Below are 12,516 nucleotides of genomic sequence, written 5' to 3'. Positions count from 1 at the left end.
CTGGTGTGGTTGATCGATTTATTATTGGTTTTTTTACAGCAAGCCAGCTAGCGGAATGCGCTATTTAAATACGCAGTGTTTGGCGTAGTCCTTGGCTTCATTCATGGTCAATTCGCCTTTGGGTTTTTCCTCGATGGACTTGCACCAGTCGGGACTGCCCACTTCAGGCGCGCAAGCAGAAAGCATAAATGCAGTGAAAAGAATGGATAGCAGGTTAATGATTTTTGCGTTGATAGCCATAAAGCGACCTCGTCATTTCTTATTAGCTGAATTGCATTAGGTTAATTGCAGTTGGTTGATTAGATTTTTGTTGATTACATCAGGTTAACTGACGCTGGCGCACCGCCTCAAACAGGCAAATACCGGTAGCCACCGACACATTTAAACTACTCACTGTACCGGCCATAGGAATATTCATTAAGTGGTCACAGGTGTCCTGGGTCAGGCGACGCAAACCATCGCCCTCGGCGCCCATCAAAATACCAATTGGCCCTTTAAGGTTGGATTGGTAAATAGAGTGTTCCGCCTCACCCGCTGCACCAAATAACCAAATACCTTGTTCCTGCAATTTTTTCAGGGTGCGCGCTAAATTAGTGACCGGCACAAAGGGCAATACCTCAGCGGCACCGCAGGCAACTTTGCGGGCGATGGGTGTGAGGCCGGCAGACTTATCCTTAGGCGCAATCACCGCATGTACGCCGGCCGCTTCTGCCGAGCGCATACAGGCGCCCAAATTATGCGGGTCGGTCACACCATCCAGAATTAACAAAAACGCTGGCTCGTTTAAATTATCGAGCAAATTAAATAACCAGGTTTCATCGTAGGTTTCACCGGGTGTGCACACTGCAACCACGCCCTGATGATTTTCGTCCGCCACCAGCTCATCCAATTTGTTGCGATTAACCGTTTGGCAGTGAATACCGTTGCTTTGCGCGGCATTCACAATTTTTTGCAATTTTTGATCATTGCGCCCCTGCACCATATAAATTTCAATCACGCGCTGGGGAGCACTTTTTAATAGCGCCTGCACCGCATGCAGGCCAAATATAAATTCACGTTTCAAAACACTTACCTTAATAATTCATCAATAACGGCGCTGCGCGCCTAGCGCTCCGAAATACGCGTTTCGCGCTCGCGCAAAATGCGGTCTTTCACCACATAAATTTCGCGGGTCAGACTTTCATCGAAAATAAATTGCTCGCTTTGCAGCCAGCAATCACTTCGTTGTCTTAGCCTTAGCCACCGGCTTTTTAGCAGCTGGCGCCTTAGGCTTAGGGTCAGCCTTGCTTTTTGTCGCTCTTGGCGACGGCGATTGAACTGCTGCTGGCGCTGCCTTGCTTGCAGCTTGCGCATTTTTACGGCCACGACTCACCTCATTGGATTCTTTTGTGGTTTGTTTGGCGGATGGTTTGGCTGCCGCTTTTTTAGCAGGAGCCGCACTCTTGGAAGCAGCAACCGGTTTTGCGGTGACTTTTTTAGCGGCCGGTTTGCTGGCGGCGGTTTTTTTCACCGGGTCTTTTTGAACGGCTGCTTTTTTTGGAGTCGTTTTTTTAGCGACTTCTTTCTGAGCGACTTTTTTCTTGGCAACTTCTTTTTTATCGACTTCTTTTTTACTTACGTCTTTTTTAGTTACGTCTTTTTTAGCGATTTCTTTTTTACCAGCTGCTTTTTGGGTGGCGGCTGGTTTAGCGGTTGCTGCCGGCGCTTTTTTAGTAGCGGCCGCTTTAGTTGCTTTGCTCGCGGATTTTTTCGTATCGCGCTTGGCTACCTTGGCCTTGACCTGGGATTTGGGGCGACGAATCGCCGCATCAGATTCCAATTCAAAATCAATTTTGCGGTTATCCAAATCCACCCGCACTACCCGCACCACCAAACCATCGCCCAAACCAAATACTTTGCGGCTGCGCTCACCCACCAAGCGATGCTGGGCGGGTTCAAAACGATAATAATCATGCGGCAGCGCCGTGATGTGAATCAGCCCCTCCACATACAATTCATTCAGTTCCACAAACAAACCAAAGCTGGTCACGGCACTGACATGGCCGTCGTAAATGGCGCCCACTTGATCGCGCAGGTATTCACACTTGAGCCAGCTCACCACATCGCGGGTGGCTTCGTCGGCGCGGCGTTCGGTGCGCGAGCACTGCTCGCCAAACACCAACATTTCAGCGGCGGTGTAGGGGTAAATAAATTTGCGCGGAATTGCCTGTGCAGTTTCTACGCGGCGCACATGTGTGGTTGGTTCGTTGCTGCGAATAATGGAGCGAATCGCGCGGTGTACCAGCAAATCCGGGTAGCGGCGAATGGGCGAGGTAAAGTGCGTATAGGCCTCGTAACCCAAACCGAAGTGGCCGTGGTTTTCCACTTGATACATAGCCTGACGCAGGCTGCGCAACATCACCGTTTGAATCAAATGCGCATCGCTGCGCCCCTGAATCATTTGCAGTAATTGTTGATAGTCGCCCGGTGTCGGTTTATCGCCCCCCGCCAAGCCCAAACCCAATTCCGATAAGTAAGCGCGCAGGTTGCCCAATTTGGCTTCGGTTGGCCCTTCGTGCACACGGAACAAACCGACCAGATTATGTTTTTCAATAAAGTTCGCTGCGCACACATTGGCGCACAACATACATTCTTCGATGAGTTTGTGGGCGTCGTTGCGTTTGATGGGAACAATGCGCTCAATTTTACGTTCTTCGTTAAATTGAATACGGGTTTCAGTGGTTTCAAAATCGATTGCACCGCGCTCATCGCGCGCCGCGCGCAAACATTCGTACAAGCCGTGTAGCAATTCCAATTGCGGCACCACGGCTTTGTATTCCTCGCGCAAGGCCGCGCGGGTTTCGCCTTCACCGGTGAGAATTTCACCCACTTTGGTGTAGGTCAGGCGCGCGTGGGAATGCATCACGCCTTCATAAAATTGATAACCGGTAATGCGGCCAGCGGTGCTGATGTTCATCTCGCAGATCATGCACAGGCGATCCACATTCGGGTTGAGCGAACACAAACCGTTGGAGAGCGCCTCGGGCAGCATAGGCACTACATAATCGGGGAAATACACCGAGTTGCCGCGCGCGCGCGCCTCTACATCCAGCGCGCTTTCGACTTTGACATAGTGGGACACATCCGCAATTGCCACATACAAACGCCAACCGCCGCGACGGCGCTCACAGAGCACCGCATCGTCAAAATCGCGCGCGTCTTCACCGTCGATTGTCACGAAAGGCAAGTGCCGCACATCCACGCGGTGCAGTTTGTCTTTCTCTTCCACTTCATGGGACAAGCGCGCGGCTTCGGCAATCACCGCATCCGGCCAGACACTGGGAATACCGTGCGCCTGAATCGCCAGTTCTATCTCCATGCCCGGCGCCATATGGTCGCCCAGCACTTGAATAATGCGCCCTACCGGTAAGCGATTTTTATCCGGCTGCTGGGTGATCTCGGCGACCACTATCTGGCCATGTTTGGCGCCGCCATAGGCACCAAAGGGAATCATAATGTCGTGGGTGATACGCGGGTTTTCCGGGCGCACAAACTGCACCCCCTCTTCATTAAAGAAGCGCCCCGCCAACTGGGTAGTATTGCGGGTGAGCACCTCAATAATCGCGCCCTCTTCTTTGCCGCGATACTGCTCACCCGAGAGGCGCACCAGCACCTCATCGCCGTCAAACACTTTGCGCATTTGGCGGTTGTGCAGATAAATGTCCTCGCCGCCATCCGCCGGGATCACAAAGCCGTAGCCATCGCGATGCCCCTGCACGCGCCCGCGCACCACATCAATCTTGTCCAGACGAACATAGGCATCGCGGCGGTTGCTAATCAGCTGACCATCGCGCGCCATAGCAATCAAGCGGCGGCGCAAGGCCTCCACCTGATCCTCATCCGTCAGCTTCAACATAGCGCACATCTGCTCATGGGTGACCGGCTCGGCGGCCATATCCAGAAGCTCAAGAATGTACTCGCGGCTGGGGATGGGGTTCTCGTACTTCTCCGCTTCGCGCGCGGCAAACGGGTCTTTGAAGGGGGATTTACGCTTGCTCAATTGGGCATCCTGTAATCAATAATTGGCGGATTTCTAACTATCCTGGCAGTTGCTTTGAATTATAGGGCAGCAATCATGACAAACCTACAAATAAAACCGATAAGCCCGTTGACAAGGCAAATCGGGATAATTATAGTGCGCGGCCTCAGCTGCTGATGCTCTGAGAACTGCCCAGATGGTGAAATTGGTAGACACGCCAGCTTCAGGTGTTGGTGACGCAAGTCGTGGAGGTTCAAGTCCTCTTCTGGGCACCACACACAGAAAACCCCCGCTATGAAAATAGCGGGGGTTTTTGCTTTTGGATTCGATCAAATAATGCAATTTTCAATAAGGAGTTTTAATTGCGTAAGGCAGATCGGTTATTTCAATTAGTTAATTTAATTCGACATCAACAGCCAGTTTCTGCTGCGACGCTTGCCGAGCAGCTTAATGTGTCTGTCAGATCTATTTATAGATACATTGATGACCTTTCCGTAACTGGAATGCCCATTTATGGTGAACCGGGCATCGGCTATTCCTTGCAACCGGGCTTTGAATTGCCACCACTTCATTTGTCTGCCGAAGAGTTGGATGCACTACAGCTGGCAGTAACAATAATATCGCGCATGGCAGGGAGAGAAATAGCAGACGCAGCACGTAGCTTGTCTGCCAAAGTTCTCGCCAGCCTGCCAGAAGAACGACGCCAACCGGAGTCTGCTCTTTTCTCTTACGCGACAGGCTTATCAGAACAACAAAAAAAGATTTGGGATCTGCTTAAACAAGCCATCTCTGCAGAGCAATGGATGCACATAATTTATAACAGTTTGCAGGGCGCAACTTCGGAGCGAACGGTGTATCCGTTGGGATTATTTTACTGGGGCGGGAAGTGGACTCTGGGCAGCTGGTGCGCCTTGCGCAAGGCTTATCGTGAATTTCGTGTCGATATGATTCAGCAGGTGAATTATTGCGCGCCACCTTTGGAGCTACCAGAGACGATAAATATAAAAACATACATTCAACATCAAAGCGCATCAGAAAAATTACTAAATATGAAATCATCTGTGACATAAGGCTGTCAGTAGCTGCTAGGCAAACTTATAACTCCACTAACAACTACCAAGGAGTTATAAATGATTGATAGTCACGTACTAGAAGTAGCCATTTTCAAAGCCAAGCCTGATGCTGACATTCCGCAGCTGCGCAAACAATTACAAGAAGCACTACAGAGCTTTTCCGGTCTAATTGAATTCTGTGGCTACAGCCCTTTGGGTGACAACCAATTTGCTGATTTGGTGAAATGGGATTCTTTGCATAACGCCAAAAAAGCAGCCGCTGCGTTTGAAGCAGGTGACCCACGCCTTTTGCCTTATCTGGAAGCTATTGAAGAAGTAGTGTTTATGGGACATTTCCAGACCAACATTTCAGCCTAACAAAAACTTAACTCAAACCGCGTAAGTTATAAATTACGCAGTTTGGGTTCAATTCATTGAGTCAGCAGTTATAACCTGCAAGCTTCCAACTCTCGATGGTATTGCGCTTAAAACAAGCAGTATCAATATGCAATTCCTGTCAGTTTTTCACTTCTTTACTTCAAATATCGCATCGACGCAACCTTCAAACACGGTATAAGCCTGAATGGTAACTAAGAGACGGATATCCGCCTAAGCAAACAAAACCCACTACACTTAGCAGGCACCATCACACCAACAGGTAACTGAACCATGCCGGATAAGGGCAAAATTCTTCGCGATGGATTTTTTAAAGCCGTGTTCAGCTTTTTGGGCTATGTGGCGCAATGTGATGGGGCGGTGAATCGGGACGAGGTTTACCGCTTGAAGGTGCATATGAAAAAAATGGCACTGAGCGAGGAGGAGCAGCGCAGTGCCTTGGTTTTGTTTAAAGCGGGGGCGGCGCCGGAGTTTGGGGCGAGTGTGGCGCTGCAGGAGTTTCGTGCGACGACTACACCCAAGCTGATTCAGATTTTGTTGATGCACCTGTTAGCCATGGCGCGCGCCGATGGTTATTTGGTGGAGAAAGAAGTAAATGCACTGCGCTGGATTGCCGGTGAGCTGGGTTACAAAAGCATTACCTTTAACCATTTATTAAAAATAATTTTTGAGCAGGATCAGCTGGCACTGAGCCGCAATAGCGCCAACCCAACTGCAACTACTACCAACAACACCCAAACAACAGCCAATCAAACAAACGCTAACGGCAGCGATACTTACTCTGCACAGAGCGCTTCACAGGCGCGCGCGCAAACCCAAACGCACTCTCCAAGCCAAAACCAAAACCAAAACCAAAACCAAAACCAAAAAAAGGCTCAACAGCAATCACAACAACAGACTAACAGTGCTGATAATAAACCGGCGATGGACGCCATCATCAATCGCGATTTACAAAAGGCTTATAAAATTTTGGGCGTTAACGCCGGCATGACGGAAGATGAAATGCGGCAGGCATACAAAAAACTCGCCAGCCAACTGCACCCCGATAAATTACTGAGCCAAAACCTGCCACCCGAACAACTGAACGCCGCCACCGAGCAATTTAAACGCGTGCAAGTTGCCTATGCGTTTATTAAAAAATATCGCTCAATGTATAGCGCAAAGTCCGTTTAACCCAGCCTTTTGCTCTGTCGTGCAGGCGAACCTCATTACAGAATTTAACCTCGCAGGCTAGGTAAATACCTTGCGCAAAACTTGTCATATAATATAGCTTATTCTGCATTGATTCGCCGGCGCAAAATATCGCGGCCATTTGTATGTGCCGACACTTTTACTAATAAAGTCCTGCCCATCAATAAAATCCAAACACGACCATTGTTCTGCGCAACAACAACTGACGACGTTTACCGCTAATAAATAATCACCTGATTATGTGCAGAACTCCGCATGAACCTTTACCGACAACTGCATTATTGCAGCGGTCAGGGCGAGGTTTTACATAATGAAACGCTGTATGGAGACAAACAATGCAACAGCAATTAGCAACATTTTTACGGTCAATGGTGTTTGGATTAATTTGCCTGAATAGCGCCGCTATTTTTGCGCAAGATGGAAAAATGTACCCCATGGATGCGCCCAATGAGCCGGGGGCAATTCCGTTAAATACCGGCGGTGTAGAAAACCAACCCGCACAGGAAAGTTGGTTTCGCCAGTGGGGCGACCCCATGGCAAGAAACATTACCAAAGCCACACTCACGCCCTTTTTAGCCGACCCGAAAAAAGCCAACGGCACCAGTGTGATTGTTGCGCCCGGCGGCGGTTTTATGTGGCTTTCCATGAAAAATGAAGGCTGGGAAGTTGCAGAGGCTTTAGCCGCACGCGGCATTAATGCATTTGTATTGAAATACCGTTTGCAACCCACGGCCGATTCACTGGAAGCCTTTGAAACGCAAATGAACCAGCGTTTTGCCGAAGCCGGCAAACCCGCCAATGAACGCCCTGCCCGCCCGCAGTGGGATTTAAAAAATCAATTGCAAGACGTAGAAGCCGCTTACGACTTGATTAACAGTCGCGCCAAAGAGTGGAATGTAGATATGAAAAAAATCGGCATGATGGGTTTTTCTGCCGGCGCCGGTTTAACCATGGCCACCACACTGCAATCGCAAAAAGTAAAACTGGCATTTATCGCACCGATTTACGGCGGCATGAATGCGGTGGAAGTTCCTAAAAATGCACCGCCAATGTTTGTCGCAATTGCTGTGGATGACTTTTTATTTCACGGTGAAGCCGGTTTGATTAAATCCTGGTACGACGCAAAAATTCCGGTGGAATTTCACTTGTATCAAAATGGTGGTCACGGTTTTGGCCTGGGCAACCCGGATCGCACCAGCAACAAGTGGTTTGATTCATTTATGTATTGGCTGGAAGTGAATGGATTTGTGAAACCCTAGCTAAGATGCACAATAAAGTCCGCCGCTATGACGGACTTTATTTTCTGCTTTTTAATTTTTTATTTTTTACTGCCTGTTCTTTTATTGCCTACCCCTTTACTGCCAGACAGCGCGCCTCCAGATCCTGCATAAACTCCGTTTTATTTTTAGGTGAAATCATCAACGACTGATAATGGCCATAATCTATTTTTAAGCGATCCAACGACAGCGCAGGGCTGGATAAGGGATTGCGAGTGGGGGCAACATGGTGGATGTCCTTGAGCGCAAGCTGCCAGCGAAAAGGGCCACTTTTTACCAGCAGATTGGTATCACTCAAAATATAACAGGTGGTCAGCATCAACCACAGCGGTATTCCCGCCCCTACCAACAGGGTGATGATTGCCATTGCAATTTCACCTTTTGTACCTGCAGGAATTACTGATACCAATGGAATAAAACACATCACTATCGACAGCCACAAGAGTGCTCCCAGCCACAGATCTATTTTGGACTTATACACCCGAACCATGATTTCCCTCCGTTTTTTTGGTTAAACATTAGCGGCGCAAAAAATTGGCTAATGATCGTAACTAATTACTCGCGCAATTTGCCATAAATTCCCTGTTTTACGCCATACGTGGGTAAATTTATAAACACTACAACCACGCTTTCCCTGCTGAACATCGCAGAAGCGATGTTCGCCCAGCTGCAATGCACCGTAATCTCCCAGTGGATAAACTTGCATAGTTTCAGTGATCAGTTCGCGCTGCAGGGTTTTGTTATTGGCAAACATTTTTGCTGTGTTTTCCAGATTTTGCTGATAGTCAGTAAAACCACCCTTGTCATGATAAAACTCTAAATCGCGGGCAAATAAAGCTTTAACAGTTTCCATATCACGCTGATTAAAGGCGGTAAAAAATTGCGTATCCATTTTTAATATTTGGTCATATAAATCATTATTTTTGGCATTAACATCCTCTGCCAAAGTCAAACTACTAGCCAACACCAAACAGAGCATAACAAGCCACTTTTCCATAGCAATGCCTCACTTTATTTTGAGCAAAAGAAAAAGATAAAAACGGGACAAAGGAAAACCCACCCATGATTGGATGCGCCAAATAAAAATTTGGATTCAATGGAGAATAAAAATAGCGATAAAAGGCAGCTACCGATGTAGCCACGCGCCACTACTCTTTTTTTGGGCGGGGCTTGTCAACTGTCTGACCCGAGCAAAGTTCGAGTGTTTTGAAGGTTAGCGCTGTAAAGAAAACTGCAGGGATTCAGCTATTTTATTATTTGAAAAATCATAAAGATAATGACAGCCAAAATCAGCCAAAGAATAAGATTCTTGATTATGAAAAATATTGTTATACCTTTCCCATTCTTAGCGCGCTCAATCTTGCTCTTTAACTCTGGAAATAATTCTTCTTTTACAACTACACCATTTACAAATGCCCGAACTGCCCAGTTTTCTCTTGATAAAGAAACATCAATTTCCACTTTATTTCCATCACAATCAAAACTCAACCTGTCTTTAAATTTGAAACTCCAGCGACTCAGTAAAATATTTCCATTGAAAATGTACTTTTCATGCCCAAGCATGGAAAAGATCACCTTAAAAACCTTTCCATTGACTTCAAATGTTGATTCCATAGTTTCTTTATAACCCTAACAGTTAATTAAACGACCGCAGCCACCCATCATTTCTGATGCAAGTTTACGGCGCTCGCAGCCAGCGTTGAATTAAAGACCATCCCGTCAAAATCCACAAACGTAAATTGCGGGCAAAAAAAGCGGCTACCGAAGTAGCCGCAAGGGAAAGGACTTTACTGCTTTTTTCAACGGAGGCTTAGAGCTTCCAGGTGAAATCGATCAAGTAGCTGCGGCCGTAATCGTCGTAACGTTTCAGGTTGGCAGGCTCGTTGTTTTGGGTGGTGCGCAGTGGTTCGTTGGTCAGGTTAAATACCTGGAAGCGCACGTTGTAGTTCTCGTTGATTTCATAGGCGAGGCTGAAGCCAACACCTAATTCCGCATCGAGTGTGGTCAGGTCGTAGCTGTCCCAGGTGAAGGCGCTGGTGTAGGCGGAGTGATATTTCCAGCCCAAACGTGCATCAATACCGTAGTTGCTGTACCACAAGTCCAGGGTCGCTGTGTCGCGCGCCAAACCAGCCATCGGCAGCGGGTTGTCGGCAGGGGCGAATTCAACAATATTCGACTCGGCAAACGCGTAGTTGGAGTAAATACCAAAACCTTCGACCGGCAGGAATTCAAACGGCATTTGGAAGGTGACTTCCGCACCGCGCACGTAGCCGCCATTGCCATTGACCGGGCCATAAATATCAAACTCGATACCGTTTTGATCCGGGAAAGTACCAACCACGGCGTTGCCGATGTAGTTGTCTATATCCTTGTAATACAGGCTCAGGGCCGCCAGCGATTCATCGGCAAAGTACCACTCGTAGGACACATCAACCTGATCAGAGGTGAAGGGGTCGAGCAGCGGGTTACCGGCGCCGCCGGAGGAACCATTGGCAATAGCGCTGATGTATTGGCCAGCGCGCAACTCATCCAGTGGCGGACGGGAAATCGCCTGGGCAACACCGATACGCAGCTTGCGAGTGTCATCCAGATCCAGGTTGAAGTTGGCGCTGGGCAGGGCTTTGGAATAGTCGTTTTCTACGTAGCGACCATCGTTAGCCTGATTGCTGTCATTGCCATCGTCGTACTCGTAGCTCTTGGTGGATATTTCCACCTGACGCACACCGATGTTGGCGTTGTAGCCCAAGCCACCAATTTGCCCTTCAAAGTCCAATTTCACGTAAGCGGCGTCGTTTTGCTCGTCCACTTTCCAGTAGCGACCGGGGTTAACAGCTGCTGCATCGTAATTAACGCCGCCGTAAATAATCTCGGCGGTTTTGGCGTAAGAAGGTGCGTTCAGGAAGGGGATAGTGTCGAAGGCGCCGAGTGTGTAAGAACTCAGGAAGCCCTCGGGGAAAGCCACTGCCACACCGTTATCAACGCTGCGACTCATGGCGAAATCAGTCCAGATCACTTCTTTCTCGCGGTCGGCGGTGCGCGCACCAAAGGTAATGGCGCGCAGGTGGCCGGCGTCCAGATCGCGGCGAATATCAAACTGCGCACTTTGCAGTTCGTCATCCAGCGTTGAGCCTTCGTTCACATTGCCGATCCAGTTGTAGGAGGCATCTTCCGGGGTCAGCAGCGGCGAGCCGGCTGGCGCAGAAATGGAAGGTTTACCGCGGGTATCAAAGCTCCAGGTTTCGGCGTATTGATCCAGGTAAATCGCATTCCAGTAGTTGTTGCGCTCAGCGGTCGAGTGGGAGAAATCCACATCGATCTGCCAGTTGTCAAAACCGGTGTGGCTGAATTTCAAGCCTTGGGTAACACCACTGTTTTCCTGTTGGTAGGCGGCGATCACGTGGCGAATCTGCCCTTCCCAGCCATTAAAGGTGCCGGCGACAGCGCGATTGCCCTGCATAACCACATTGGTCATCGGGTTATCGGCAACGCCGTCCTGATTGGTATCGCCCAGGCCCCAGCTCTCACCCCAGGGGTTTGAACCTACATCGTTAGCCCAGGTTTGATTTTGTTGCTCGTCCATCGCAAATTCGGTGTAGAGCACATCGTATTTCACGTTGAGTGCATCGGTCGCCTGCCACTCCAGGGTGGTCATTACACCTTCGCGGTCGGTGTCGAGTTTTTTCACTTCGCCGGCAATGCCCCAAGGGGTGGTGCCGATGGTGCCGTTGCCGTCCAGATCCAGAGCGTCATTGCTGTAACCCCAGCCCTGCATTGAGCCATAGGCATTCTTTTGGGTTTGGGTGGAGGCGCCAATGGCGATGGCTAAGGTATCGCTGAACTGATGCACAAACGCGGCGCTCACGCGGTTGCCCAGCGGATCGTAATCGGGCACGTCTTCCGCGCTTTCATTGTGCTGCAGACCTACACGCACTGTGGCGGTGGGGCCGTTGTGCGACAGCGGGGAAACGGTTTTCAGGTTGATGGTGCCGGCGATACCGCCCTCCACCAAATCCGCCGATTGGGTTTTATAGACTTCGGCAGCAGACACTAATTCGGAAGGGTACTGCTCGTAGCGAATGGCCCGGCCCGGCTCGGGGCTGGCCACTTCACGGCCATTTACTGTGCCCAGCACCATGCGTGGGCCAAGACCGCGAATGGCCGCCTGGCTTTCATTGCCGCGGTCGCGCGAACCATTAATACCGGGCAGGCGCACCAATGCTTCAGCGATGGTAACGGCGGGCGTGGCATTGATGTCATCCATCGCCAGGGCTTCCATTACCTTGTCGCCCTGCTGCTTAACAGCAATCGCCTTTTCCAGCGATGCGCGCATGCCGGTGACTACCACTTCTTCGATGCCACTGGCATCTTCCTGCGCTTGCAGCTGAGTGGCGCTGCCCAGCAGGCCAAGGGCCAGGAGCAGGCTGGTTTTGGAAATATAAGTGTAGGGGATTCGATATTTCATCTGCTAAGCCTCGGGTTCGTCTCGTAGTTTTATTATTCAATATGACTCATATATCATATTTATACGTCAATATGATCCAAAGGATAAGATATGTCAAGCACCGTTATGGCGCGAAAAGAC

General features: G+C 49.4%; 11 protein-coding genes and 1 tRNA gene. 5 read left to right on the top strand and 7 right to left on the bottom strand.

The genetic code is table 11. The features are described from left to right. Positions 1-60: 60 nt before the first annotated feature. The 3 genes from ACFODX_RS11630 to rnr form a co-directional block, all read right to left on the bottom strand. Positions 61-240, bottom strand: a complete 180-nt coding sequence (locus tag ACFODX_RS11630; protein ID WP_378119256.1) for a DUF3012 domain-containing protein — start codon at positions 238-240, stop codon at positions 61-63. A gap of 79 nt (positions 241-319) precedes the next feature. Further along, on the bottom strand, positions 320-1,063 hold the full coding sequence (gene rlmB / locus ACFODX_RS11625) for a 23S rRNA (guanosine(2251)-2'-O)-methyltransferase RlmB (RefSeq protein ID WP_378119254.1): 744 nt from the start codon (positions 1,061-1,063) through the stop codon (positions 320-322). 153 nt (positions 1,064-1,216) lie between these two features. Next, positions 1,217-4,039 (bottom strand): ribonuclease R, encoded by a 2,823-nt coding sequence (gene rnr / locus ACFODX_RS11620; protein WP_378119252.1) that lies wholly within the window; start codon positions 4,037-4,039, stop codon positions 1,217-1,219. A 169-nt stretch (positions 4,040-4,208) separates the two neighbouring features. On the opposite strand from rnr, the gene ACFODX_RS11615 reads away from it, so the two are divergent. The 5 genes from ACFODX_RS11615 to ACFODX_RS11595 all read left to right on the top strand — a co-directional run bounded on the left by ACFODX_RS11615 (position 4,209) and on the right by ACFODX_RS11595 (position 7,916). Beyond that, positions 4,209-4,293: transfer RNA gene (locus ACFODX_RS11615), tRNA-Leu, on the top strand. A gap of 87 nt (positions 4,294-4,380) precedes the next feature. After that, complete coding sequence (locus ACFODX_RS11610) at positions 4,381-5,088, top strand: helix-turn-helix transcriptional regulator (protein ID WP_378119251.1); 708 nt, start codon at positions 4,381-4,383, stop codon at positions 5,086-5,088. Positions 5,089-5,148: 60 nt separating this feature from the next. Beyond that, the gene (locus tag ACFODX_RS11605) at positions 5,149-5,448 is read left to right on the top strand and encodes a hypothetical protein (RefSeq protein ID WP_378119249.1); all 300 of its coding nucleotides are present in this window, start codon (positions 5,149-5,151) and stop codon (positions 5,446-5,448) included. A gap of 291 nt (positions 5,449-5,739) precedes the next feature. Beyond that, positions 5,740-6,639 carry a DnaJ domain-containing protein gene (locus ACFODX_RS11600; RefSeq protein WP_378119247.1) on the top strand — a complete coding sequence of 300 codons (900 nt, stop codon included), beginning with the start codon at positions 5,740-5,742 and terminating at the stop codon, positions 6,637-6,639. A 353-nt stretch (positions 6,640-6,992) separates the two neighbouring features. Further along, positions 6,993-7,916: an alpha/beta hydrolase gene (locus tag ACFODX_RS11595; protein WP_378119244.1), complete on the top strand. Its 924-nt coding sequence runs from the start codon at positions 6,993-6,995 to the stop codon at positions 7,914-7,916. 88 nt (positions 7,917-8,004) lie between these two features. On the opposite strand, the gene ACFODX_RS11590 is transcribed toward ACFODX_RS11595, so the two are convergent. The 4 genes from ACFODX_RS11590 to ACFODX_RS11575 form a co-directional block, all read right to left on the bottom strand. Beyond that, the gene (locus ACFODX_RS11590) at positions 8,005-8,424 is read right to left on the bottom strand and encodes a PH domain-containing protein (protein WP_378119242.1); all 420 of its coding nucleotides are present in this window, start codon (positions 8,422-8,424) and stop codon (positions 8,005-8,007) included. Between the two features lie 48 nt (positions 8,425-8,472). Further along, entirely contained in the window at positions 8,473-8,931 is a 459-nt protein-coding gene (locus ACFODX_RS11585; RefSeq protein ID WP_378119240.1) for a nuclear transport factor 2 family protein, read from the bottom strand. Positions 8,932-9,179: 248 nt separating this feature from the next. Then, the gene (locus tag ACFODX_RS11580) at positions 9,180-9,548 is read right to left on the bottom strand and encodes a hypothetical protein (RefSeq protein WP_378119238.1); all 369 of its coding nucleotides are present in this window, start codon (positions 9,546-9,548) and stop codon (positions 9,180-9,182) included. Positions 9,549-9,744: 196 nt separating this feature from the next. Then, complete coding sequence (locus tag ACFODX_RS11575; protein WP_378119236.1) at positions 9,745-12,396, bottom strand: TonB-dependent receptor; 2,652 nt, start codon at positions 12,394-12,396, stop codon at positions 9,745-9,747. Positions 12,397-12,516: the final 120 nt, after the last annotated feature.

Source organism: Cellvibrio fontiphilus, from assembly GCF_042646205.1.
Taxonomy (GTDB): Bacteria; Pseudomonadota; Gammaproteobacteria; order Pseudomonadales; family Cellvibrionaceae; genus Cellvibrio; species Cellvibrio fontiphilus_A.
Note: the sequence above shows the minus strand (reverse complement) of the source record. Positions and strands in the feature narration are given on the sequence as shown.